This is a genomic window from Nocardia sp. NPDC004604 (assembly GCF_040609795.1).
Taxonomy (GTDB): domain Bacteria; phylum Actinomycetota; class Actinomycetes; order Mycobacteriales; family Mycobacteriaceae; genus Nocardia.
This window is the reverse complement of the sequence record NZ_JBEXLC010000027.1, coordinates 47,241-71,644: the sequence shown is the minus strand read 5'-3', so window position 1 is coordinate 71,644 and position 24,404 is coordinate 47,241. Positions and strand designations below refer to the sequence as shown.

20 protein-coding genes and 1 pseudogene are annotated in these 24,404 nt (G+C 65.1%); 9 read left to right on the top strand and 12 right to left on the bottom strand.

The features are described from left to right. The 6 genes from ABZW16_RS12935 to ABZW16_RS12910 form a co-directional block, all read left to right on the top strand. Positions 1–2,117 (top strand): arylsulfatase (locus ABZW16_RS12935; protein ID WP_354955294.1); only part of this gene is annotated, 2,117 nt, incomplete at its 5' end. A 12-nt stretch (positions 2,118–2,129) separates the two neighbouring features. Continuing rightward, a complete protein-coding gene (locus tag ABZW16_RS12930; protein ID WP_354955292.1) occupies positions 2,130–3,071 on the top strand; it encodes a formylglycine-generating enzyme family protein in 942 nt (313 codons plus the stop codon). 322 nt (positions 3,072–3,393) lie between these two features. Next, the gene (locus ABZW16_RS12925) at positions 3,394–4,026 is read left to right on the top strand and encodes a hypothetical protein (protein ID WP_354955290.1); all 633 of its coding nucleotides are present in this window, start codon (positions 3,394–3,396) and stop codon (positions 4,024–4,026) included. Positions 4,027–4,207: 181 nt separating this feature from the next. Continuing rightward, positions 4,208–5,683 (top strand): NAD(P)/FAD-dependent oxidoreductase, encoded by a 1,476-nt coding sequence (locus ABZW16_RS12920; RefSeq protein WP_354955288.1) that lies wholly within the window; start codon positions 4,208–4,210, stop codon positions 5,681–5,683. Positions 5,684–5,920: 237 nt separating this feature from the next. Continuing rightward, complete coding sequence (locus tag ABZW16_RS12915; RefSeq protein WP_354955306.1) at positions 5,921–6,103, top strand: hypothetical protein; 183 nt, start codon at positions 5,921–5,923, stop codon at positions 6,101–6,103. 281 nt (positions 6,104–6,384) lie between these two features. Then, the gene (locus ABZW16_RS12910; protein WP_354955286.1) at positions 6,385–6,834 is read left to right on the top strand and encodes a hypothetical protein; all 450 of its coding nucleotides are present in this window, start codon (positions 6,385–6,387) and stop codon (positions 6,832–6,834) included. A 90-nt stretch (positions 6,835–6,924) separates the two neighbouring features. Here ABZW16_RS12910 and ABZW16_RS12905 read toward each other — a convergent pair whose 3' ends face one another. From ABZW16_RS12905 to ABZW16_RS12890, 4 genes are all read right to left on the bottom strand, one after another. Next, a complete protein-coding gene (locus tag ABZW16_RS12905) occupies positions 6,925–7,389 on the bottom strand; it encodes an SRPBCC family protein (RefSeq protein WP_354955284.1) in 465 nt (154 codons plus the stop codon). 208 nt (positions 7,390–7,597) lie between these two features. After that, the gene (locus ABZW16_RS12900; RefSeq protein WP_354955282.1) at positions 7,598–8,623 is read right to left on the bottom strand and encodes an alpha/beta hydrolase; all 1,026 of its coding nucleotides are present in this window, start codon (positions 8,621–8,623) and stop codon (positions 7,598–7,600) included. A 30-nt stretch (positions 8,624–8,653) separates the two neighbouring features. Next, on the bottom strand, positions 8,654–9,154 hold the full coding sequence (locus tag ABZW16_RS12895; RefSeq protein ID WP_354955280.1) for a DinB family protein: 501 nt from the start codon (positions 9,152–9,154) through the stop codon (positions 8,654–8,656). A 23-nt stretch (positions 9,155–9,177) separates the two neighbouring features. Then, positions 9,178–9,804 carry a class I SAM-dependent methyltransferase gene (locus tag ABZW16_RS12890; protein ID WP_354955278.1) on the bottom strand — a complete coding sequence of 209 codons (627 nt, stop codon included), beginning with the start codon at positions 9,802–9,804 and terminating at the stop codon, positions 9,178–9,180. Between the two features lie 87 nt (positions 9,805–9,891). Here ABZW16_RS12890 and ABZW16_RS12885 point away from each other — a divergent pair, with 87 nt between their 5' ends. After that, positions 9,892–10,143, top strand: coding sequence for a hypothetical protein (locus ABZW16_RS12885; RefSeq protein ID WP_354955276.1), 252 nt, complete (start codon positions 9,892–9,894; stop codon positions 10,141–10,143). Positions 10,144–10,223: 80 nt separating this feature from the next. Further along, entirely contained in the window at positions 10,224–11,837 is a 1,614-nt protein-coding gene (locus tag ABZW16_RS12880; RefSeq protein WP_354955274.1) for an alkaline phosphatase family protein, read from the top strand. A 552-nt stretch (positions 11,838–12,389) separates the two neighbouring features. Here the strand turns inward: ABZW16_RS12880 and ABZW16_RS12875 are convergent. From ABZW16_RS12875 to ABZW16_RS12855, 5 genes are all read right to left on the bottom strand, one after another. Then, positions 12,390–13,685, bottom strand: a complete 1,296-nt coding sequence (locus ABZW16_RS12875) for a cytochrome P450 (protein ID WP_354955273.1) — start codon at positions 13,683–13,685, stop codon at positions 12,390–12,392. Positions 13,686–14,426: 741 nt separating this feature from the next. Further along, positions 14,427–15,821: a cation:proton antiporter gene (locus tag ABZW16_RS12870; protein WP_354955271.1), complete on the bottom strand. Its 1,395-nt coding sequence runs from the start codon at positions 15,819–15,821 to the stop codon at positions 14,427–14,429. A 121-nt stretch (positions 15,822–15,942) separates the two neighbouring features. Then, positions 15,943–16,524, bottom strand: coding sequence for a hypothetical protein (locus ABZW16_RS12865; protein WP_354955269.1), 582 nt, complete (start codon positions 16,522–16,524; stop codon positions 15,943–15,945). Between the two features lie 47 nt (positions 16,525–16,571). Continuing rightward, positions 16,572–18,068, bottom strand: coding sequence for an NAD(P)/FAD-dependent oxidoreductase (locus ABZW16_RS12860; protein ID WP_354955267.1), 1,497 nt, complete (start codon positions 18,066–18,068; stop codon positions 16,572–16,574). 785 nt (positions 18,069–18,853) lie between these two features. Further along, positions 18,854–19,963: a hypothetical protein gene (locus ABZW16_RS12855; protein ID WP_354955265.1), complete on the bottom strand. Its 1,110-nt coding sequence runs from the start codon at positions 19,961–19,963 to the stop codon at positions 18,854–18,856. A 120-nt stretch (positions 19,964–20,083) separates the two neighbouring features. Between ABZW16_RS12855 and ABZW16_RS12850 the strand changes: the two are divergent. After that, positions 20,084–20,434, top strand: a pseudogene (locus tag ABZW16_RS12850) (glycosyltransferase); the annotation flags it as partial. 40 nt (positions 20,435–20,474) lie between these two features. On the opposite strand, the gene ABZW16_RS12845 reads toward ABZW16_RS12850, so the two are convergent. The 3 genes from ABZW16_RS12845 to ABZW16_RS12835 all read right to left on the bottom strand — a co-directional run bounded on the left by ABZW16_RS12845 (position 20,475) and on the right by ABZW16_RS12835 (position 24,400). Then, on the bottom strand, positions 20,475–20,861 hold the full coding sequence (locus tag ABZW16_RS12845; protein ID WP_354955263.1) for a hypothetical protein: 387 nt from the start codon (positions 20,859–20,861) through the stop codon (positions 20,475–20,477). Positions 20,862–21,070: 209 nt separating this feature from the next. Beyond that, on the bottom strand, positions 21,071–23,386 hold the full coding sequence (locus tag ABZW16_RS12840; protein ID WP_354955261.1) for a molybdopterin-dependent oxidoreductase: 2,316 nt from the start codon (positions 23,384–23,386) through the stop codon (positions 21,071–21,073). A 42-nt stretch (positions 23,387–23,428) separates the two neighbouring features. Further along, positions 23,429–24,400, bottom strand: a complete 972-nt coding sequence (locus ABZW16_RS12835; protein WP_354955259.1) for an enoyl-CoA hydratase/isomerase family protein — start codon at positions 24,398–24,400, stop codon at positions 23,429–23,431. Positions 24,401–24,404: the final 4 nt, after the last annotated feature.

The window sequence follows — 24,404 nt, the reverse complement described above, 5'->3', positions numbered from 1 at the left end:
GTTCACCGAGTCGTGCCTCCCTGCTGACCGGTCGGAATGCGACCTCGGTCGGTATGGCGACCATCGAGGAATTCACCGATGGCTTCCCGGGCATGTGCGGTCGGATACCGGCTGAAACCGCGCTGTGCTCAGAGGTTCTCGCCGAGCGCGGGTGGAATACGTACGCGGTCGGCAAGTGGCATATGACTCCGCTGGAGGAGGAGAATCTGGCGGCCTCGAAGCGGCATTGGCCGCTGGGACGTGGGTTCGATCGGTTCTATGGTTTCCTCGGCGGCGAGGCCGACCAGTGGTATCCGAATCTGGTGTACGACAACCATCCGATCTCGCAGCCGTACGCACCGGAAGACGGATATCACCTGTCGAAGGATCTGGCCGACAAGTCGATCGAGTTCATTCGCGACGCGAAGGTGATCGCCCCCAACAAGCCCTGGTTCATGTACCTGTGCCCGGGGTGCGGGCATGCGCCGCACCATGTCGCCCAGGAATGGGCCGACAAGTACCGCGGCCGTTTCGACATGGGCTATGAGAAGTATCGCGAGATCGTCCTGGAGAACCAGAAACGCATGGGTCTGGTACCGGAGAATACCGAATTGTCGCCGATGAACCCGTATTCGACGGCCACCAGTGCGGATGGCAAGCCGTGGCCGACGCAGGACACGGTGCGCGCGTGGGATTCGCTGTCGGAGGATGAGAAGCGGCTGTTCCGGCGGCAGGCGGAGGTGTTCGCCGGATTCCTGTCCTACACCGATGCGCAGATCGGCCGATTGCTGGATTACCTCGAGGAAAGCGGCCAGCTGGACAACACCATCATCGTCACCTTCTCCGACAACGGCGCCAGCGGCGAGGGCGGTCCGAACGGTTCGGTGAACGAGATGAAGTTCTTCAACGGCTATATCGACACCGTCGAGGACAGTTTGGTGAAGCTCGACGCGCTGGGTTCACCGACCACCTACAACCACTACAGCATCGGCTGGGCGATGGCCTTCAACACCCCGTACAAGCTGTACAAGCGGTATGCCTCGCACGAAGGCGGCATCGCCGACCCGTGCATCATGTGCTGGCCCGCCGGGATGACGGCGCGCGGGGAGGTGCGCCACCAGTACCTCAATGTCTGCGATATCACCCCCACTGTCTATGAACTGCTCGGCATCACTCCCCCGGACACCGTGAAGCATGTGGCGCAGCGTCCCTTGGAGGGCGTGAGTTTCCGGGCGCTGCTCGATGACGTGAATGCGGATGTCGGCAAGCACACGCAGTTTTATTCGATGCTGGGCACGCGCGGCATCTGGCATCGCGGATGGTTCGCCGACACCGTTCACGCGGCCTGTCCGTCCGGCTGGGGGCATTTCGACAAGGACCGCTGGGAACTGTTCCATATCGAGCAGGACCGCAGTCAGATGCACGACCTGGCCGACGCTCATCCGGAGAAGCTGGAGGAGATGAAGGCGCTGTGGTTCTCCGAGGCCGCGAAGTACAACGGAATGCCGCTCAACGACCTCGACATCATCTCCGCCTTGACCCGCTACCGTCCGACCTACGCCACCGATAGGGACAATTTCGTCTACTATCCGGGCAGCGCCGAGGTGGGACCGGGTGCGGCGCTGGAGATCCATGGGCGTTCGTTCGCGCTGCTCGCCGAGACGACGATCACCAGTCCCGATGCGCAGGGAGTGCTCTTCGCCCATGGCGGGCGTCTCGGTGGGCACACGCTGTTCCTGCAGGACGGGCGGTTGTACTACATCTACAACTTCCTCGGCGACGAAGAGCAGATCATCGTTTCCGACCGTCCGGTACCGCTCGGCGATCACATCCTCGGGGTTCGGTACGAACGGCACGGCACCCGGTCCGATAACTTCACGCCCACCGGTGAGGCCATCTTGTACATCGACGACAGCGCGGTGGGCTCACTCGATGACATGCGGACTCAGCCCATCACCTTCTCCGGTGTGGGGGAAGGAGTCCGTGTCGGTCGCGACAGCGGTCAGTCGGTTTCCGCGCGCTACCACTCGCCGTTCCCGTTCACCGGCGGAACCATGCATCAGGTGGTCGCAGATGTGTCCGGGAAGCCGTATGAGGATCTGGAAATGGCGGCGGCCGCGGCATTTTCGCGCGACTGAGGCGAGGTGTCCATGGCTACTGCGAGCCGCGCGGATGTGCGGCGTGGCATGGTCCGGATATCGGGTGGCGACTTCGCGATGGGGTCGGCGGAGTTCTTCCCCGAGGAGCGGCCGGTGCATCGGGTGTGGGTCGATTCGTTCTGGATCGATCCGCATCCGGTGACCAATGCTGCGTTCCGGCGCTTCGTGAAGCAGACCGGATATGTCACGGTCGCCGAACGTCCGCTGGCGGCCGAGGATTATCCGGATGCGGAGCCGCAGAATCTGGTACCCGGTGGGCTGGTGTTCCGGCCCACCGGGCATCCGGTGCCGTTGGACGATTGGCGGCGCTGGTGGTGGTACGCGCCGGGGGCGAATTGGCGTCACCCGCGCGGGCCCGTCGGGACGCTGGATGGACTCGATCGCCATCCGGTGACCCAGATCGCCTACGAGGATGCCGCGGCCTACGCGTCGTGGGCGGGCAAACAACTACCGACCGAGGCCGAGTGGGAGTATGCCGCCCGGGGCGGGCTGGACGGGGCCACCTTTGCCTGGGGTGACGAGTTCGAACCCACGGGCAGGCGCATGGCCAATATCTGGGTTGGCGCCTTCCCGTGGCAGTTCTTTCCCGGCCGAGGACAGACACCGAGACCGGGCACCACGGTGGTCGGCACCTACTCGCTCAATGGTCACGGTCTCTATGACATGACCGGCAATGTGTGGGAGTGGACCGTGGACTACTTCCGCGCACAGCACCCGGGCCCATCCTGCTGTGCGCCGCGCAATCCGCGCGTGGACACGCCTGAATCCGAAGCGGCCCAACGCTTTCCGCGTCGTGTCATCAAGGGTGGCTCCTTTCTGTGTGCGGCCAACTACTGTCTGCGCTACCGGCCGGCCGCCCGGCAAGGCCAGGCCGAGGACACCGCCACCTGCCATCTCGGGTTCCGCTGCGTGGTGCGCGACGGGGATTCGTGAGAAGTCGGTGTTTGCGCGCTGGCATCGGGATCATCGAAGTCGATTCCGGCGTGTTGGGTGAGCATCACCGAATGCGCCAGCCGGGCAACCAGTTCCGCGACGGGTCGGGATCGTATCGGTCGATGGCGCCGCGTTCCTGTGCGGCACTTGGACGATGGAGCGAATGCCCTGGGGACCATTCCGTGCCGCACGCGATGTAGAAGCCGAGGGCCCGCTGGGTAGCGGTCGGGTCGGAATTGGTTCTCACCCGCGAGCCGATAGCGAGGCCAGTGATCGGCAATTGGCTCTGTTTCGAGAGGCCAGTTCTCGGCATGCTGGGCTGATGTTGGTTCGGCGGTTGGTGGCGCTCTATGTCGGGTTGTGGCTGTACGGGTTTTCGATGGCGGTGATGATTCGGGCTGGGCTGGGGTTGGATCCCTGGGATGTGTTCCACCAAGGGGTGGCCGGGCATGTGCCGATCAGTTTCGGTGCGGTGACCGCGGTCACCGGAGTCGCGGTGCTGTTGGCGTGGATTCCATTGCGGCAGTGGCCCGGTCTGGGGACGGTGAGCAATGTCGTGGTCATCGGGGTATCGGTCGATATCGGGTTGTGGATGCTGCCGGTGTGGGATGTGCTGCCGGTGCGGATCGGCGCGATGGGTGCCGCGGTGGTTTTGAATGCGGTGGCCACGGTGCTCTACATCGGTGCAGGCATGGGGCCGGGACCGCGTGATGGACTGATGACCGGACTGGTTCGACGGACGGGATGGTCGGTTCGGTTGGTGCGGACCGGGATCGAGGTGTCGGTATTGGCGACGGGCTGGCTATTGGGTGGCAGTGTCGGCGTGGGGACTGTGGTGTACGCGTTCGGGATCGGGCCGTTGATCCAGGTGTTGATTCCGTTCGTCGATCGGTATCTTCCGGGATTCCATGCCGATCGAAAGGTCGAGCCGGATGTCGTCCCGGTCGCGTCGTGACCGCGGTCTTTCGGGCCCCTTTTGATCGCCGCGCAGGAATCCGAGGTCGATCGGCTGCCCTGCCGTGATGCCGATGGAGCCGAAGTCCGTCTGATGCGCGGGACGGCTATGGCCGAAAATGTCGATTTTGTGGCCGCGGCGCTCTCTCGGCAACTGTGTCGGCGTTCATACAGTTATCGATATGACCAGCACTCCGTCTGTGCTCATCGTCGGCGCCGGCTTCGGCGGTCTCGCGGCCGCGCTCGAGCTCGAGCGCCACGGTTATGACGCGTACACCATCATCGATAAGGCCGACGGACTCGGCGGAGTCTGGCGGGACAATACCTATCCGGGCGCGGCCTGTGACGCACCGTCGGACCTGTATTCGTTCTCCTTCGCCCCGAATGCGCACTGGCCCAAGCGGTTCGCCGAACAACCCGACATCCTCGCGTATATGCGCGATGTCGCGCGGCGCTACGACCTGGACAAGCACATGCGCTTCGGTGTTGAGGTCGCCTCGGCCGACTTCGACGCCGATCGTGGCGTGTGGCAGGTGCGCACGACCGACGGTGAGGTGCTCGAGGCGGATGTGTTCGTGCCCGCGGTCGGTCAGTTGTCGCGTCCGGTGTGGCCGAGCATTTCGGGCATGGATTCCTTCGGTGGGGATGCGTTCCATTCCGCGCGGTGGGATCACGATGTCGAGCTGACCGGCAAGCGGGTCGCGATCATCGGCACCGGTGCCAGCGCCATTCAGATCATTCCGGCGATTCAGCCCGAGGTCGGGCAGTTGACGGTATTCCAGCGGTCGGCGCCGTGGATCATCCCGAAGATCGAAAGCTATTACGCGCCACCGAAGCTCAACGCACTGGACAAACTGTCGATCGGCAAGAAGTTCCCGGTGATCCAGCGCGCCGAGCGGTTGGGCTGGTATGCGTTCTACGAGCTGGTGACCTCCGGGTTGGAAGGCAACGGACGCATCGCGGAGGTGATCTCCGGATGGGCGAACCGGCATCGCGCGGCGCAGATCTCCGATCCCGAACTGCTGGCCAAGATGACACCGGATTATGCGGCCGGGTGCAAGCGCGGACTGATGGCGAGCAACTACTACCCGGCGGTGGCGCAGCCGAATGTGCATGTGGAGACCTCGCGCATCGCCGAGATCACCGCGACCGGTGTGCGCACCGAGGACGGCGCGCTCTGTGAGGTCGATGTCATCGTCTACTGCACCGGCTTCAATGCCACGCAGTTCTTGGCGCCCATGGCGATTCGCGGAATCGGCGGCAAGGAGCTGAGCGAGGTGTGGTCGGGTGGTGCGCGCGCCTACCAGGGACTGACCGTGCCGGGTTTCCCGAATATGTTCATCATGTACGGGCCGAATACCAATCTCGGTGCGGGCTCGATCATCTATATGCACGAGCGGCAGGCGCGTTACGTGCGCCAGGCGGTCGAGCATCTGCGTGGTGTGCGCGGTTATCTGTCGGTGCGGCCGGAGGTGGAGGCCCGCTTCGACGAGGAGATCCAGGGGCGGCTCGAACATACGGTGTGGACCAAGTGCACCAGCTGGTATCGCGAGGCGAGCGGACGGGTGACGACGAACTGGCCGGGCCGGATGAGCGAGTACGACAAGCGGACCCATTTCGATGCCCGTGACTACGAGCTGGTTCGCACTGGAGGGTAAGGCATATGACGCACTATGACGTGCGGGTGATCGGCTCCGGCTTCGGCGGCAGCGTCACCGCGCTGCAGGCGGGTGCGACCGTACATCCGCTGACCACTGCGGTGTCGGTGCGGCCGCGGTCCGGTGCTGGGTACGCCGTCGATACTGTGCGCACCGGGCGTTGGGTTCGTAAGGCAAAGCAGACCTTCACCGCCGACCAGGTGGTTCTCCGCAGCCGCGCTCGGCACCCAGCAGCTGTTGCACAATCTGCGAGATCGCGGTGTACTGCCGAATATTTCGCCGCGGCTCGGGCATCTGGCGCGCACGAATTCCGAGGCGGTGCTCGCGGTCCGAACGCGCGATAAAGACATCGCCCCGAAGAACCCGGCCGTCCCGGCGGGCGCACCCGCCGCGCTCCGATTGCCGATCACACCGGTGTAGCGCGGCTGCCGCGTAGCCAGTGGCCACCTCGCAGCTGGTCGGACCGGTCTGCTCGGCCAATTTCGGCACCGGGACCGGCCCGGCCACCGACATGAGGTTGTCGTCGTCGAACCTCGCCGAGTCGTCGGCGGACCTGTGGAACAATCGCACCGAAAGTGTCCGCCTGTGCTGGTCTTGATTCTTGCGTGAGCAATCATCCCAGTTCAGAAGGCGCTTTCTCGATTTCAGCGCATCTCGACAGCCAGATTACCTCCACGGATCGAGGCTAAGGAGACGTAAGCATGCCCGCTTTGGCCGACCTTGCCGTGGGGATTGCGCCCATCGCCGGTGGAGTGGCTCTCGGTGCAGCGGCGGGATATCTGAGGGGCCCGGATATCCGCAAGGCCATCACGCAGGATATGGAACTGCTGGACCACCTCCCTCCGGAGCAGGTGCAGCGGCGAGCCGAACTGCAACAGAGCATCGATAGTCGCATCGACGACCTGGTTGCGACCGTCAACCGATACCGGCCGCTGCGCAGAGCGGCCGGCTCCTATCGCGGCAGCTTGCGCGACATCCTGCTGTTCATCTGCGCGATACTGTTTACGGGGGTCTGGTGGAGCGTCGATCATCATAAGGACAGCTGGCTACCGATGTTCGTTGTGCTCATTGTGATTTCGGTGTGGACGGCCGGCTATGCGTTCAGCGGTCTGCGCAGATCCCGACTCAGTTTCCGGCAGAGCAAGGACTGATCCACCGCACCGTGCCAGCCGGTCGCTGGGGGTTCGCACGGCCGGTTTCCCAGCTGCGATGTAGCGGACCCGTCGCCCGGGCGACGCTGGTCACGGTCGGGGGGTGTGCGGCCCCGCCGCGGTGGCTGCGTAGTCGGCGAGGTCGTCGGCCATGCGCTGCATCACCCGGGGAAGGACGAAGGGCATGGTCCAGCCGATCCCGGGCCGCATACGCCAGGTGCCGCGCCAGATGATGGTCGTTCCGCCCGTGGGAGTCGGCTCCAGTTCGACGACGGCGCGATAGTCCTTCATGGCGAAGTTGAAGGCGTCCTCGTACGCCAGGATCCGATCCTGCACGAGTTCTGTCAGTCGCTCACCGGTGACGACCCGGCCGGTGCGGAACGCTCGAACCGCGCCGATGCCGTCGTGGCCGCGTGAATCGAGGCCGCTGGAGCGTTCCTCGACCAGTTCGTCCAGCCCGGAGGACCACCGGGGCCAGCTGCGGCCATCGATCAGCAAACACCACACCGCGCTGACGGGAGCCGAGGTTGTGGAACGTACTCGGTAGTGCGGCACGTCGTATCCTTCCTGCGTATTCGGTCGACGCGATCTGCACAGTGAGACCGAGATGCGTCGGGGGACAGAATGTTTCCTGGTCTTCGGGGGCTTCGGCCGAACGCTCTGGTCGCCGAGCGGACTGGGCCTCGGGGAACGGCTACCGCTGCGGCGGAGGCGAATTCGATCACTGAGGCCCAGTCCGATTCAACACCGAGCGAGCCATCGGTCATCCGTCGAGGAAGTGCTCGAGTTCCGCAGTGACGAACTGGGGATTCTCCTCGACGAGCCAGTGCCCCGCGTGCGGGACGTCCACGGCGCGCACGATGTTGGTCAGGCGTGGAGAGACAGTGCCTCGGATCGCGTCGAGTTGCCCTTGGGCGCTCATGACCAGGGTCGGGACAGGTATCGGTGCTGCGGCTACGGTGTCGCGGACGTCGGTGTCCAGAGCGCGGTAGAGCTCGAAGCCGCCCGCCAGGACCTCGGGCCGGCTATAAGTGCGTGCGAATTCGTCGATGTCGGCGTCGGTGAACGGGGACCGATCCGAGGTGCCACCGAATGCCGTGCCGCCGAAGGAAACCTGAGGATAGAACATGCCCAGGTACTCGCGGACATGGTCACCGACGACTGCTTCGGGGACCCGCCGCTGGGAATGGAAGGCGATATGCCAACTCAGCGAGCGGTAGGTACGTGCATCGATCGCCGGCCCGGGCAGCGGCAGGTCGAGGTAGCCCAGACGCGCGGTATCGGTAGGGAACTGGGCGGCATACTCGAACGCGACCGCGGCGCCGAAGTCATGCCCGACGACCCGCGCGTCCCGCACCCCGAGCCGGTCAGCGATCAGGGCATGCACGTACCGAGCCAGGGTGGCCTTGTCATAGCCGGGCGGTGAACCGGCGCTGTCACCCAGCCCGGGCAGGTCGACGGCATAAACGGTGTGGTGTTCGGCGAGCGCGGGCATGATCGGCCACCAGCCGTACCAGGTCTGCGGCCAACCATGGATCAGCACCACCGGTGTGCCGCTACCGCCGGTCACATAGTGCATACGCACACCGTCGACGTCGGCGAACTCGTGCCGGAAAGCGTTGTCGAACTGGGGATCCCCGTGGGTGGCGGCGGCGTAAGGGGCGACGGCGGGGGTTGTCGTGGAGCAGGCCGCGGTCCCCATCGTGAGCAGGAGGACGGACGCGACGGCCGCCAGCGCGCGGGCAGATCGGAGGAAGCGGCGCGACGACGGCCGGGCTGCGATGATCATGAATTCCTTTCTGGGGGAAGGTGGATGGGCTCAGCGTCCGGTCGCGCCGTCGATGAGTTCGCGCAGGATATCGGCGTGACCGGCGTGGCGGCCGGTCTCTTCGATCATGTGGGTGAGCGCCCAGCGGACGCTGGGAGCGGGACGGCCCGGTTGCGGCTGTGGCACGGGTGCGCCGAGATCGGTACAGCCGTCGAGCATTTCGTTGGCACGCTCGACCGCGTCGCGGTAGCGGGCGACGACATCGGCGACACTGTCAGATGGTGCGGCCTGGAACGTCGCCTGCCAGTCGGTGACATTGTCCCCGAGGAACATCGAGCGTTCGACGTGAGTCAGGTGCTCGAGCAGGCCGAGCAGGTTGGTGCCCGACGGTACTGCGGCAGTTCGTGCTTGCGGTTCGGGGGCACCCTCGACCTTTGCCGCGATCGAGGACCGGAGATAGTCGAGGAATCCGCGCAGGGTCCCGGTCTCGTCGTTTCCGGTCCGAGGCGGCGGGGTGTCGCGGCGGCGGACGCGGCCCGTCGTGCTGGGCATGGTGGTCTCCCTTGTCGCGAGCATCAGGCGGTACGGCGGATGAGCAGGACATGGTCGGTGACCTCGGCGGTGCGCCCGCCCGGCCCGGTCGCGATCCGACGGGGTGCGTCGGCGCGCTCGACCGTCCACGTCACCGGATTCAGGTTCATACCCGCGGCGACCTCGCTCGGGGTCGGGTACCGAGGGTCGGGGTCCTGGTTCCACGACCATGGCGCGGTCGAACCGTGGTCGACGACCAGCAGCCGCCCGCCCGGGCGCAGCGCGTGCGCGGCGCGGCGCAGCACGGTTTTCCGGTCCAGGTCGAAGGGGGTGTGCAGGTAGTGGGCGCAGATCAGGTCGAATCGGCCCTGCGGGAAGGACTGTCGCAAGTCGTGCCGCTCAGCGACAACCCGGTCGCCCAGACCGTGGGAGCGGGCGAGGCCGGCGAGCCGCTCGACCGCCACGACCGAGATATCGACGGCGGTGATCTGCCATCCCCGGCGGGCGAGCCACAGCGCGTCCCCGCCGTCGCCGCACCCGAGATCCAGTGCGTCGCCGGGTGGCAGGGTCGAAACTGTTTCGGCGAGAAGAACATTCGGCTGCGGGTCGATGACCCGGGGGCGGTCCGCGTAGACGCCGTCCCAGAATCTGACCGCATCGGTGGTGCTCATCGAGACTCCTTGTGTCGGAATGCGCTCAGTCTGGCGAGGCACACCGCGATCTGGCACGCGATCTTGCTGTTCCAGCAAGATGGGCTCGTGGACGGTGATACCGACGACGTACTCGATGCGGTGGAGCCGCGGCTGCGCCGTGACCGCGGCAGCACCCTCGCCGACCTCGCGGCGGCGACCAGTGTGTCGGAGAGCACCCCTGTTCCGGGTGGAGTGTATTGCGCCGCAGGCGGGCGATCCGGCTGGTTGTGGGCGGATCTGGCCTGGCAGTCGATCGAGAGCCTTGATTCACCGGAGTTTCGATTTCCGTTCACTTTCGCGCACACCATGGTGCGCTGAAATGGTCACGATCGGTACGGTCGGAGTCGACCGCCGCCCCCGTGATCGCTTGCCGCGATCCGGATCGACCAGGAGGTTCCATGTCCGCCTCGGCTCGCCGCTGTCTCGGCCGACGACGTCGCGGTGCCGCCGCGTTCGCCGCGCTGCTGGCGCTCGCTGCCACATCGTGTTCCAGCTCGTCGGAGAAGGTGTCCTCGCCCGACACCGCGACGCCGATCAAGCATGTGGTGGTGATCTTCCAGGAGAACGTCTCCTTCGATCACTACTTCGGCACCTACCCGAACGCGGCGAACACCGACGGTTCGAAGTTCACCGCCTCGCCGGATACCCCGAAGGTGGACGGGCTCACCCCGGATCTGTTGTCGCACAACCCGAACAAGTTCCAGCCGACCCGGCTCGGTGGCCCGAACCAGCAGGTGACCTGCGACCAGGACCATGAGTACAAGGACGAGCAGGCTGCATTCGACGGCGGCAAGATGGGCCAGTTCGTCGAGCACACCGAGGTCGCCGCCTGCAAGCCGCCGACCTTCGGCGCGCCCGGCCTGGTGATGGACTATTACGACGGCAATTCGGTGACGGCACTGTGGAACTACGCCCAGCACTTCTCGATGAGCGACAACTCCTACAACACCACCTTCGGCCCGTCGACGCCCGGTGCGATCAACCTGGTGTCCGGCCAGACCCACGGTGTGACAAAGGAATTCATGCCGGACGGTAAGCCGTTCCCGGAGCACTACGTGGTCGAGAACGCCGGCAACAACCAGGGCACCGTCATCGACGACCCGCAGCCGTTCGGCGACGACTGTTCGACCCGCGATCAGATCCAGCTGAGCGGCACCAACATCGGCGACCTGCTCAACAAGAAGAACATCAGCTGGGGCTTCTTCCAGGGTGGGTTCAAACCGACCGAGACCAAGGACGGCAAGGCTGTCTGCGGCGCCACCCACAACGTCGGCGTCGCACTCGGCGGCACCGGTAAGACCGGTGACAAGGCGTTCGACACCAAAGCCGACTACATCCCGCACCACGAGCCGTTCCAGTACTACCAGTCGACGGCGAACCCGCATCACCTGCCGCCGAGTTCGGTGGACAAGATCGGCCAGACCGATCAGGCCAATCACCAGTACGACCTGTCGGACTTCTGGGCCGCCGCCGACGCGGGCAACCTGCCGGCAGTGAGCTACCTGAAGGCGCCGGGCTACCAGGACGGTCATGCCGCGTACTCGGATCCGCTGGACGAGCAGCAGTTCCTCGTGGAAAGCATCAACCACCTGCAGAAGCTGCCGGACTGGAAGGACACCGCGGTCGTCATCGCCTACGACGACTCCGACGGCTGGTACGACCACAAGTCCGCGCCGATCGCTATGTCCTCCGGTTCTGCGGAAGACACGCTCACCGGGGCCGGCGCCTGCGGTGACCCGACCGGCAAACCCGCCAAGTACCAGGGCCGCTGCGGCTACGGTCCGCGGCTGCCGCTGCTGGTGATCTCGCCCTACGCCAAGGCGAACTTCGTCGATCACACCCTGACCGACCAGACCTCGATCCTGCGGTTCATCGAGGACAACTGGAAGACCGGGCGGATCGGCGACGACTCCTACGACGAGCGCGCCGGAGTGCTCGATGCGATGTTCGACTTCAAGGCGACAGCACGGCCGACGCTGGCGCTCGACCCGAAGTCCGGCAACGCGAACTGAATCCGATAGCACCGCTCGCCCGGTCCCGTCCCCGAAAGGGACGTCGGGCCGGGCGGTTTCGTGGGCGCGGTTGGAGCCGTTGCTGCCTCGCGGCAAGAAGGCGCGCTGTCGTCCTATGTGACCAAGCGGCAGCTCATCGATGGGATCCGGTGGCGGATGCGGGTCGGTTGCCCGTGGCGTGATGTGCCATCACACTGAACTCGCCGTCGAGTACCTGGCCACAATCCATTCGCCGCGATCAACCAATGGCTTCGATACGGGTGAGGACGGGCGCATCCAGCCTTCCAGCAGTTTCGGGCAGCCCATCTCATCGTCGGAGAGCGCGAGGTCGCCCAAGTCCGTTGGGACCGTGCGCTTCTGGCACGGTCGGCACCCCCGGCACACGATCACCCCTGCGTCGACGGGGCGATATTGATCGGGAGCCTGCGACACCTTCGTAGCCGCGCGGCATGTCCGTTCGGACGTGCGCAGCGAGTGCCTACGTTCCACGACGGCACCCGGCAGAACGGCCCGGCTGTCCTGATGCTGGGCCGTGGACCAACCAGAGTCGATCTAGACGATATTCATCGGCGGGGACGGTGAGAAAGTGACCGGAAGTGCCGTCATAGCGCGGTGGAACGGGCCCGGCCGCCAGACCAGGTCGTCCACACGGCCGATCAGTTCGATGTCGGGGAGGGCATCGAACAGCAGATCAATGGCGAACTGGACGGTAAGGTAGGCAACGTCTTTGGCGGGGCAGGCGTGTGGCCCAGCGCTCCATGCCAGATGTGAGCGATTGCCGAGACTGCTCTCCTCCGCGTCGTTGTTCCTGCGGATCTTGGGATCGTTATTGCAGGCGGTAAGACTGATGACGACCGGCTGGTCCGCGGGCAACCAGATATCGTCGACCATGACCGGCTGCCGCGGGTACGTCGTGCAGAAGTTCGCCATGGGCGGGTCGTTGAACAGAATCTCGTCAAGGGCGTTGATCGTCGACAGGTTCCTACCGAGGACATTGCCGAATGCGAATCGGTCGTCGGTGATCATCAGCAGAAGTGCATTCGTGATCAGATTGCGCTGTGCTTCGAAACCGGCACCATAGAAGGACATCAGCTGGGCGAATATCTCGTCGTCGTTGAGCCCGGCGGTATGGTTCGCCATCCGCGAAGTGACGTCATCGCCGGGCTGTTCGCGCTTGAGTCGAATCAGCTCCATCAGTGCCTGTTTGAGCATCATCATGCCTTCGCGGCTCTTGACCGTGTCGAATCTCGCGGCCATTCCGGCCGCGACCCGCTGCCCGATGTCGGCCGGGCAGCCGACCAGTTGGTTCAGTACCTCCAGGACAAGCGGAAAGGTGTACTGTCTCACCAGGTCAGCGTTACCTGCCCGACAGAAGGTGTTGATCACCGGGACAGCGGCCTTCTCGACGAGGGAAGGCAAAGTGTCCGTGGCGATCCCGTCGATGCCCGCAACCGACGCATCCCTGTAGCGTTTGTGTTCATAGCCATCGCTGTTGCGCGCCGCGGGCAGCCACGCCATCATCGGCCGGACCGGGCAGTCCTCAGGAATGGTCTTCTGCCACGTTCGCGGATCAGCCGGAAAGTGGTCGGGGTCGTTGAGGATTCTGACCGCGGTGGAGTGGCCGATCACGAGGGTCGCTTTTACACCGGGTGCCAAAAGGACCGGAACAATCGTTCCGTATTTGCTGCGCATCTCGTCGTAGGTGTGATGTGGGTCAGCGACGAAATCCGGTGTGTACAACGGTACTCGGACGTCGGTGTCGCCCAGCGATTCGTGCTGGACGGGGCAGACTCCGGGCGCAGTGATGGTGTCGGCGGACGTTGGGGACTGTGGTGTGGTCAAAGACATGACTCCAGACGAGAACAGCGATTGGACAAGCAAGACTTCATCATTGAGCGCGTGCACGTCCCTCGATCATGTGCCTCGAACGAGGGCGGCGGTGTGTCGGGTCGTTGAGCGTTCGCACAGACAGCCTTCCAGACCTGTGCTGAACCCGGCGACTCGCCCACGCTAGCAACATAGCAACGAGTGGCCAGTAGTGCTGACGAACGTTGTAGCGTCAACCTCGTTCCGGTCGCCCCTGCGGGATCGTCTATTGGACTGCCGGCGTCCCGGGCGGCGGTGGGTGGGTGGAGTGCCGAACCAGGTGCGGTGCTGTCGGATTCGGCGATCGGCCCATGGCGGCAGCAAGATCGGCATCGACCAGTTCGATGTGTCGGCACATGGATATGACTGCGCACCAACATGATCCGCAGAAGCTGGGTGGCCTGTTCCGGTGGCGAAGGAAGCCGCATTCGGCAGCTGGTCCAGTTGGGGCAGCGCACTGCGGCGTGATCGGTCGGATCGCTGGTGAGCCTGCGATTGCCACGAGATCGCGCTGCTGGCACCGCTTTTCGACGGCCGCCACCTGTGCGGCCGGTACACTCCGCCGCCGCGTTGGCGCGTCCGAGCCCTTATTGATCCGCAAGGGGCCTCAACGAGTCCGACGGGTCGCTGAACCGGATCGCCTCGATGCCGGTGGCCCAGAGGCGCAGGGTTGGAGTTGCCGCAGTGGGCACAAGGTATTTCGATGCTTCGCGGTGTGGCGGGCTAGGTGGCCTCACCGCTGCGCTCGATCGCTGTCTCACGATGATCTCGCCGCCCGGTCAACGCGTCGGTTTCCTTGCGCTGCTCGCCATTCGGCCCGAAGACCATTCCGTCCTTCCACGCGCTGCGTTCGAACATCCGCTGAAGTGGGGTCGCGACGAAGGTGGTCACCAGCGTCATGAGGGCAAGGATCGTGTAGAGCTCGGCGGTGATCAGCCCGGACGAGAGTCCGATATTCAACAGCACCAGTTCCATCAACCCGCGGGCATTGGCGAGTGCACCCATCGCGCCCGCTTCCCGCCAACCCATCCCCTGCGCCCGGGCGACCAAGCCGATGGCGCCGAACTTGCTGGCGAACGACACCACCAACACCAGCGCGGCGACCGCGAGGACCGCCGGGTCGAAGACCAGGCTCAGCTTGGTGTTGAGTCCGGTGTAGATGAAATACGCAGGCAGCAGCAGATAGCTGACCAGTGGTTCGAGTCGTTCGCGGATGCTCTCGATCAGCTCTCCGCGCGGCATGCACAGTCCGGCAACGAATGCGCCGAGTACCGAGTGGATACCGACGTAATCGGTGAAACTCGCGGCCAGCAGCACCACCACCAGCACCACCACCAGCGGCCCGACCGGCAGACCACCCGCGCGTTCGTTATCCCCCGCGCGTGGAGTCCAGGTATTGAGACGAGCCAGCAGCCGCCGCCCGATCAGGCTCATGAACAGCACATACGCCGCTCCGCCACCGGCCGCGAGGAACGCACCACCCAAGCTGTCCTTCGCGGTGGCGACCACCACAGCGAGCAGGATCCACGCGCACGCGTCATCGACAGCTGCGCACGCCAGCGACATCGTGCCCAACCGCGTCTTCAACAACCCGGAGTCGTAGATGATCCAAGCCAGGATCGGGAACGCGGTCACCGCGACCGCGGCCGCAAGAAACAGTGCGCCTTGCCAATTCGCTATCTTGTCGGTGAAATACCGCCCCTGCCCGACCAGCCACCAGCCGACACCGGCGCCGAGCACCATCGGCACGGCGACACCGACCGCTGAGGTGGCACCGGCTCGGCGCAGATGCGAGCCGAGGATATCGAGTTCGAACGAGGACCCGACCATGAACATGTAGAAGATCAGCCCGAGTTGTCCGACCACATAGATCGCGGTCAGATTCGGATGCATGATGCTGGCGTCACCGACTTTCAGTTGAGTCGGGAACAACCAGCGTTGCGCCTGCGGCCACACCCAGCCGAGAACCGAAGGCCCCAACAGGAATCCGGCGACCATGATGACCACCACCTGCACCTGCCCCAACCGCCGCAAAAGTGGCCACAGCAACCGATAGGTCACCAGGATGACCGCGAGTTGCAGGAACAGATGTGTGGTGATTTCCAGCAGCGATGGCATCGCAGCTCCCTACGTCAACGTGACCGGAATGGATGAAACGGCTTGCGGCCCACGACAAGTGTGGTGAACCGCGGAATCGTTGATCTGCCGCCCACCCGGCCCAGCCCGGCGCGGTCGGAGATCATTGGCCGGATAGCGGGCTGCGGTCTGGTGGGATGACATCGGGGTTGAAGGCCTCGCGGACATAGCAGACCGGCCGGTCTTCGAGCCACATGACGTAGGCCCGCATCGCGCACGGTCGACCATCCGGCCAACTCATGAGTCCTGCCCGCAGCATACGGCGCCGCTGGGATACACCACGAGAGATCAGCCCCGATCCGATCGGAACGTGCAGATCGTCGATTCCGGACGCGGCCGCGAGTTCCCGCACGGCGACGACGTCGTTGACCGATGCGGTCACCATGTCAGCAGTGATCAAACAGGACCGGCGCACGAGAACACGATCGATGCCGGACACCTCCAATGGCACGGTGACCGTGGCCGGTATCTGGCTGGCCTCGACATCGCCTTGGCGCAACACCTGGACGTTGAGCTGCGCGCCGACGATCGCCTCGAGAGCCGGCATGGTGAAACCTGTACTGCCCAGCAGCATTCGGGTGACCGGGTGACCGAATCGCCCGATCGCGTCTGAGACCATCCGGACATCCGAGCTACCGGGCGCGGAATCGCCCGGTAGCTCGGGGCCGGAGTGCATGACCGTCACAGCCAGCTCCGCACAACAGTTCTCACGAGAATCTGTAAGGCCGCTGCCTAATGCACCGGCTCGCTGGCAGGCTTCGGCGGACGAACCGGCCGCGTCCACCGCTGGACTTCTTCAGCGGTGACCGGCTGTTTGGTCAGTCCCAGAGGCGCGTCAGTGACGCGCAATTCACCGTCGGCCATTCCGGAGAACGGGCGACGCCAGACATCCCAGACAGGCGACATATCCAGACCGGTGCTGTGCTTGCTGTCGCCGCCCATGTAGTTGAGGTTCGCTGATTCGTCGTACAGATTGCCGACCTCGGACATGATGGTGTCGGATCCGGTGAGCTGCTGTTCGCCCGATGATTCGCGCATGTCGGTCAGCCCGGACATGATCTTGGTGAACGACGTCTCCGGAGTGTCGCCTGCTTGCGCCTCGGTGAGTTTGCTGGCGTGTCCGAAGTACTCGTCGGCACCGATGTATTGCTCATACATTCGCGAGACCAACACGAAGAATCGCGTGTACGCCCGTCGGAGGGTGTGCTGGTAGAAGCCGAGGGCTTCGGCCTCCTCCAGATCGCCTCGCAGAATGCTCGCGATCGACGCCGCAGCGATCAGCCCGCCGTAGGTACCTAGGTGTACACCGGTGGATAGCAGCGGATCCAGGAATGCCGCCGCGTCACCGACGACCGCCCACCCCGGGCCGCAGAACCTGTCCGAAGTGTAGGAGTAGTCGGTCTCGGCCTTTACCTCTGCGACCCGGGTTGCACCGGCGAGCATTTCACCCATGGGTGCGCTGTCGCCGATGGTGTCGAGGTAGTACTGCTCGAGTCCGCGCTCCCGAATCTTGTCCATGGCCTTTCGGGTGGCGACGACATAGCCGACGCTGTTGCGGCCGCCTGCCAGCGGAATGTGCCAGAACCAACCGCCTTCGGGGGTGGAGACCACATTGATCGCGCCCTCTGGACTATCCGGATGAAGGGTTGAACCCTCCCAGTACGACCAGACGGCGACATTGCGGAACCCCGGAAGTTGTTCGCGCTGAAGCAGTCCCTTCTTGGCCAGCACACCGGCTCGGCCCGACGCGTCGACAAGGAAGTCGAACTCGGTTGTGTGAATCGTGTCGTCACCGTGGACGGTCCACTCGACGGCCGTCGGACGGTCACCGTCCATGATCACATTCGTGACGGTGGCTCGCTCGATCACCTCCGCGCCCTGTTCGCGGGCGTTTTTCAACAGGATGTGGTCGAAGTCGGCGCGATCGACCTGCCACGACCACGCGTCCTCGTCGACCAACCGGGACCAGTCCAGCAGCCAGTGGTCGCTCTGCCACTGGAAGTAGCCGCCCCGCTTCACCTGGAAGCCGTGTTCGGCAACCGCGTCGTAGGCGCCGGACACGCGCAACGTCGACAAACACGACGCCAGCAGTGACTCCCCGATGTGATAGCGCGGATGCTCGTCGTGTTCCAGGACTGTTACTCGGAAACCTCCTGCCCGAGCCAGCGTGGCTGCGGTGGTGGAACCGGCTGGGCCGCCACCGATGACCAGAACGTGCGGAATGTTCATGCGAACTCCCTGGATCTGCCGACAAGGATCGTGCGTCGACACCTGCGACCGAACCAACTCCCGGTTGTCCACGGCCGCAGACACGCCCGAGCTAAGCATTGCTATTGGTTAGCCACAGTAACGACGCACGTCACTGATTGTAGCAAGCAATGGCGAGTTCTCAACTAGGAGAACGCAATTCGGCACACAGCTGATGGCGAATTCGCGGTGACTGAGGAGTCGCTGAAATCCCCGAACGAGACTTTCACGCTGAACCGTTGTCACTCGACGTGACGGGCGACGCGCCGAACAAAACGGCGAGGTCGGCGCAGAAACCGATGCGGGGGAAGGGTATTTAGCCAGCTAGGCGGTGTTGGAGCTGGGAATGGAATGGCTCGGCCAGGTGGTGATCATCGATGTCGTAGGTCATCACCTCACTCTCCCTACGGTATTCAGACTACGGCCGACCCGCGCGGCACACGGCTCGTTCCATCCAGAATCGTTCGGGTGGTGAACTTCATCTCAGAATTCGGCAGCTCTGGGTGACGGCCCTTCGCGCGCGGATAGCCATGCGGCAGAGCCCATTACCGGGCGGTTGTCCAGCTACGCGAGGGTCACCGCTTGCGCCTGCCTCGGATCATCCAGCGCGACAGCTGGATCGACCGGCTGCACCCGTGGCTCGAACCGAGCGGATGCCAATCCTGTTGTCCGACAGCGCAGCAGAGGATGTGCGCGATCGCGCCGCCCGGGTCCACTGGCGTACACCGCCAGCGCCCGGACCGCGCGATCCGTGCTCAGCCGAAGTCCTAGCCGTGCGTTTCGTCGGTGACCGCTACGGCGACCATGTTCGCGGCCGCCAGTGCCGCTTCCTCGGCACTGCATCGGCCGAGCCCGCACGCGGTGCCGACTCCGTAGGCGGTTCGGCCGGAGGCCTGTTCGAAATGCGTCAGCGCGCGGGCGCTGTCCTCGGCGGAGTCCGGAGAAACGACACCGGCGATCAGCCGCCAGCCCGGATCGAGCCTGCGCAACGGCGCATAGAATTCGGGATCCTGCGGTGCCGGCTCGGCACCGTAGGCACATGGAATATGCACTGGAGGCAGCGGAACGTCGCGCCTGTTCAGCTGTCGCGCAGTCTTATTGAGCAGGTTCACCGCTGGGGCCAGATCGCGCGGTGACAGCAAGCTTTTGTGCTTGTAGTCGCCGTAGCACAGGTGCACCACAATGTCGGCGGCGATCTCATGCATCTGCCCGATCACGCCCGCGAGCTGTCGCGCGACCAGCGGGGCGATCGCCCACTGCGAGTGCAACTGCTGGGCTTTCACCATGCTCAGCAGCGCGAGAGGGGATTCGAGTTGGAACACGACACGGTCGCCGTGCTGCGCGATGACCGTGCTCATCTCCTCGAGCACCGCGTCAGCGAACACGGGTAGATGTCGAAGCGCCGCGACGAACAGACTCGAGCGGCGCAGTGCTCTCCCGACGGGAAAGCCGTTCGAAACCGCCGCACCTGCGAAAACGAACATGGCCAGATCCAGCGGATTGGGTTGGCTGATCTGTACTTTCGTGGCGCCGAGCTCCCCGCGGTCGCCCTGCATCGCGTTGAATGCGTCGACGACCTCACCGATCCGGTCGATCCGATCCATGCTGACGTGCTGGCGCTGCAGCGTATGTCCCGAGCGCAGACCATAGGACGGGAAGTCGCTGTAGTCGGCGTACTCCCCCTCCCGCCTGACCTCGAACACATCCTGGTCCTTGCGTGTCCGCAGGTAGTCCATGATCCAGTCCGGATCCAGATCTCGGGGGACCGCAGTCACCGAGTGCCCCTTGCTGTGGTCGACGACCCACTCCATGACAACGCGATCACTCGTCACCAACTCCGCGGGCAGCGTTCCGACGTAGTGCAATTTTCTAGCCATACCGAGCTCCCCTACATCCCACACATGTACAAAGGTTGATCGATCCCATTGTGTCCCACTGGTATCGACCCATGTCCGCATGAGGGATTACCTCAGCAGCGCATCCAGCAAACGTCAGCCGCCGCTGCCACGGATCCCGCGGCCATCGCAGGCCGATCCGGGTGGCGAGAGCGGCTGGGGCGTTACGTTCTCGCTGTCGGCGGCATCGAACCCCGCAAGGGCAGCCTCGACCTCCTGGAGGCGTTCACGCTACTGGCTCGCGATCATCCCGAGCTGCGGCTCGTCATCGCTGGCGGTGAAACACTGTTCGACTACCGCGACTATCGGGTCCGGTTCGATACCCGCGCAACGGAACTCGACGTCGATGTCACCGTCCTCGGGACCGTCCTGCATACCGAACTGCCCTCGCTCATGGCGAGCGCGACGGTGCTGCCGTTCGTCTCTACGAAGGGAGGATTCGGGCTCGCGGCGGCGGCGTCAGGTGATGTCGTTCTGTACCCGAAACGGCGGGCTACGGCGATTGGACGGTGATGCGGTAGCCGAGGCGGACCTGGCGGGCGGGGTGGGCGGCGGCGGTCAGATGCAGCCAGCGGTGCAAGGCGTGGCGGGGATCGGGGACGTAGGCCGCGTGTGCGTGGGCGACGCCGAAGGGGAAGTCTCCGGACACGGAGGCAGCGGTCGCGGTCATCAGATACATCTCCGCCCAGAGGTGGGGTTCGGGCGCGTCCTCGGGCAGAGGGTGGGTGTTCGGAAGGAAGAAGCCGAACCGCTCGGCGGGTGCGCCGGAGGTGTGGATGAGCGTCCCGGTCTCGAATAATCGCACGGTTCCGATGTGCACCACGCATTGCGGCGTCAGGTGCAGGGGTGGGGCAGGCTGCAGCTCGAGCTGAAAAACCATGCGCCGACTCTACGGTGTCGCCATATGCGCGAAAGCACTGGAGCACAGCAAGGGACTGCGCAGTGCGGACAGACGGCCTCGGCTCCCGATCAAGCCATCTCCTCGTCTGCGAACACCCGCGTCGCCACGAACCCGACCACCAGCCGCGCCGACCGACATCATCGGCAGGTAGGCCGAACACTGAACCACCGGTGCCCGCGGACTGGCGGCTATGCGTCTTGCAGCGGTTCGATGCGCGCCGGAACGTGCTTATGCCACGGCGTTCCGGCAATCGCATCGCGCCAGGCGGCATCGGTGAGTTCGTTGGCGGCCACTCCGGTGCGGGTGCCGTCGGGCAGGTCGAGGCCGAGGCCGTTGGGCAGTGACGCGTGACCGGGTTGCATGCGGTCGTTGATTTCGACGGCGGCGACGGCGCTGCCGCGGCGGGTGGTAATGCGGGCGTGGTCGCCGGTGGTGAGGCCGAGGGCGTCGGCGTCGGTGGGGTTGAGGCGCAGAGCGCCTTCGGGATCGCGGCGGCGCCAGGTGTTGTCGCGGAAGATGGTGTTGGCGGTGAAGGAACGACGTTCACCGGCGGCCAGGACGAACGGGAATTCCGCGGTGGTGTGTGTGGCCGGGGTGCTGGGAAGTTCGCGCAGGGCGTGCAGTAATTCCGGGATTGCCAAGGAGATTCGCGGCTGCGGCAGGTAGTCCCAGGCGTCCGGATAATCGTCGACGGTGAAGGTGACCCCGGAGCGGCCCGCGAGGATGGCATCGAAGAGGGCGTCGGCGTCGGCGTGGCCTGCGCGGCGCATGGCGGCCGGATGCACCTTGGCGACCCGCTGCGCGAGCGCCCACAGCACCGCGGCGGAGCGCGCCCCGTCGGGCAGGGTGGGACCGAGCGTTTCATAGAGCAGGTAGGGGGCGACTCCGCCGATCTTCTTGTCCAGGGCGAGTAATGCGGCAAAGGCCAGGGCGTAGGGGCGGCGGCCGAGTTCGGCGGCGGTGCGCAGCACGGCCAGCCGGGTGCGGCCGACGGTGCCCAGTTCCCGGATCAGGCGGGCATAGATCTCGGGTTCGGGCAGCGTGCCCGGCAGCGGGTCGAGCACCGGCGCGCGCAGATGAAAGGTGTTGTGCGGGAACTCCAGATTGAAGAAGGTGGCCTCCCACTTCTCGAACTGGCTGGCCGCGGGCAGCACATAATCGGCGTGACGTGCGGTTTCGGTGAGCGCGACATCGATGACCACGACCAGATCCAGTGCGTCGAGTGCGGCGCGGAAGCTGGTCGAATCGGCCAGCGAATGTGCGGGATTGGCGGATTCGATGATCATTGCCCGGAACCGGTCGGGGTGGTCGGTGAGGATCTCCTCGGCGATCGAGTTGCACGGGACCATGCCCCCGAGGATGGGTGCGGCGGTGACCGGGCTGCGTTTGATGTCGCGGCTATAGCCCGCCAGCGGGACAATCCACGAATGTGGTTGCATGGCACCGGGTTTGGCGAAATTTCCGGTCAGCAGCCAGAGCAGCTTGTTCAGATAGGAGATCAGCGTGCTGTTGGGGCTCTGCTGGACGCCCAGATCCTCGTAGGTGGCGACACTGCCCGCGGTACCGATCCGGTGCGCAGCGGTGCGCAGCAGTTCGACCGGGACACCGCAGGTTTCGGCATAGGCCGCGACGTCGATATCGCGGAGTGCAGCGGTGACGGTGTCGACCTGGTCGAGGTGTTCGGCGATGAAGGTGTGGTCGAGCAGATCGTCCTGGACCAGGATCGCCAGCAGCGCGGCTAGGCACCACGCGTCGGTACCGGGACGGACCTGCAGGTGGATATCGGCCAGATCTGCGGTTTCGGTGCGCACCGGATCGAGCACGATCATGGTGCGGGCCGGATCCTTGGCGATCTGCTGCAGTACCGTGCGCGCGCGTGGCACACCGTGCGACTGCCAGGGGTTCTTGCCCAGGAATACCGACACCTCGGCATGTTCGAAGTCGCCGGTGGTGTGGCCGCCGGTCAGATGCGCGTCGACCCAGCCCTCGCCGGTCTTCTCCTGCGCGAGCGCGGTGGAGCGGTAGCGGCTGCCCAGTGCGCGCCGCAGGGCGCCGCTGTACGCGCCGCCGAGGTGGTTACCCTGTCCCCCGCCGCCGTAGAAGAAGATCTTCTCGCCACCGTGCGTTTCCTTGACCTCCGACAGACGTGCGGCGACCTCGGAAATCGCAGTATCCCAATCGATTTCGGTGAAACTGCCGTCCGCCTCGCGGCGCAGCGGAGCGGTCAGGCGGGTGCCGCCGTTCTGATAGTGGTCCAGGCGCAGCGCCTTGTTGCAGGTGTATCCAGCGGAGGCGACGTGGTCCTTATCGCCACGGATCTTGGCGAAGCTGCGACCGTCGAGTTGGATCAGCAGCCCACAGTTGTTCTCGCACAGGATGCAGGCGGTCTTGTGCCATTCTCCTTGTGCGGCAGCAGCATTGGCGTGCTCGCGGTTCGACCGCTCGACATTGCCGACCGGATCGGCTGGTTGGACTCGGCTGCCGTGCGGCGCGGCGGTGCTCATACTGCTCCTGTAGATCGATGTGGGTCGGCGCCGTAGCGCACGTCAACTGGTCTGGTCGACGCGTGTGCCGTCGATCCACGCCTCGGGGTCGGCGAGGAACGGGGTATCGCCGAGCCGGGCGAGATCGTCGAAGAAGGCGTCCTGGGTGCGGGTGGCGGCCTTACTGCTGCCGGTGGACAGGAATGCGGCCAGTTCGTGGTTCAGACCGCGCGACAGCGACTTTTCGGTGCCGAAGTAGATTGCGCGTTTGAGTTCCTTGATGACGACCGGATTGCGCGCGGCCAGCCGGGCGGCGGTGGCCCTGGTTTCGGCGAGCAGATCGTCTTCGGCAATCAGCCGGTGCACCAAACCCAGACGCAGACCCTCCTGCGCGCTGAGCGGTGTGCCTTCCAGGGTGAGCTCGATCGCTTTGGCCGCACCGATCCGCCGCGGCAGGCGCTGGGTGCCACCGCCGCCGGGAATCAGATCGGCGATGGACTCGATCTGGCCGAGTTTGACGTGGTCGGCGTCGGCGGCATAGCGGATATCGCAGGCCAGCGCGATCTCATGGCCGCCGCCGAGGGCGGGACCGTTGATGGCGGCGAGGTAGACCACGCGTGATCGGTTCATCCGCATGGTCGTTCGCTTCCAGCGATAGCCCCACACCATGCCGGTGCCGAGGCCGCCGCCGAACCGCTCGAGCACCCGCGCCGCGCCCGGCACCCGCAGACCGGTATTGAGCACCGGAATCAGCGGTGCGACCGCGCGGGCCGGGAGGAATGGATGCGGCATCGCGAGCATGCCGGTCAGCGCGTTCGGATCCGCATGGGTGAGGAAGCGCCCCGGCAGCCCGCCGGTCAGCACGATCGCACCCACCGTGTCATCGGTATCGGCGGCCGCGGTGAGCAGATCCAGATCGCGCACGACGGCAGGGGTGACGAAGTTCAGCGGTGGCGCGACAACGGTCGCGGTGAGCACTCTCCCGTTGCGGGCCAGGTCGATCGTCTCCAGGTCGAGCTCGGTTGCTCGCGACATCGGC

Coding starts and splice junctions, on each gene's coding strand:
- ABZW16_RS12930 (WP_354955292.1), top strand. CDS start 2,130: ATGGCTACTGCGAGCCGCGCGGATGTGCGGCGTGGCATGGTCCGGATA.
- ABZW16_RS12920 (WP_354955288.1), top strand. CDS start 4,208: ATGACCAGCACTCCGTCTGTGCTCATCGTCGGCGCCGGCTTCGGCGGT.
- ABZW16_RS12855 (WP_354955265.1), bottom strand. CDS start 19,963: ATGGCTAGAAAATTGCACTACGTCGGAACGCTGCCCGCGGAGTTGGTG.
- ABZW16_RS12880 (WP_354955274.1), top strand. CDS start 10,224: ATGTCCGCCTCGGCTCGCCGCTGTCTCGGCCGACGACGTCGCGGTGCC.
- ABZW16_RS12890 (WP_354955278.1), bottom strand. CDS start 9,804: ATGAGCACCACCGATGCGGTCAGATTCTGGGACGGCGTCTACGCGGAC.
- ABZW16_RS12925 (WP_354955290.1), top strand. CDS start 3,394: ATGTTGGTTCGGCGGTTGGTGGCGCTCTATGTCGGGTTGTGGCTGTAC.
- ABZW16_RS12910 (WP_354955286.1), top strand. CDS start 6,385: ATGCCCGCTTTGGCCGACCTTGCCGTGGGGATTGCGCCCATCGCCGGT.
- ABZW16_RS12835 (WP_354955259.1), bottom strand. CDS start 24,400: ATGTCGCGAGCAACCGAGCTCGACCTGGAGACGATCGACCTGGCCCGC.
- ABZW16_RS12875 (WP_354955273.1), bottom strand. CDS start 13,685: ATGTCTTTGACCACACCACAGTCCCCAACGTCCGCCGACACCATCACT.
- ABZW16_RS12845 (WP_354955263.1), bottom strand. CDS start 20,861: ATGGTTTTTCAGCTCGAGCTGCAGCCTGCCCCACCCCTGCACCTGACG.
- ABZW16_RS12860 (WP_354955267.1), bottom strand. CDS start 18,068: ATGAACATTCCGCACGTTCTGGTCATCGGTGGCGGCCCAGCCGGTTCC.
- ABZW16_RS12895 (WP_354955280.1), bottom strand. CDS start 9,154: ATGCCCAGCACGACGGGCCGCGTCCGCCGCCGCGACACCCCGCCGCCT.
- ABZW16_RS12870 (WP_354955271.1), bottom strand. CDS start 15,821: ATGCCATCGCTGCTGGAAATCACCACACATCTGTTCCTGCAACTCGCG.
- ABZW16_RS12840 (WP_354955261.1), bottom strand. CDS start 23,386: ATGAGCACCGCCGCGCCGCACGGCAGCCGAGTCCAACCAGCCGATCCG.
- ABZW16_RS12900 (WP_354955282.1), bottom strand. CDS start 8,623: ATGATCATCGCAGCCCGGCCGTCGTCGCGCCGCTTCCTCCGATCTGCC.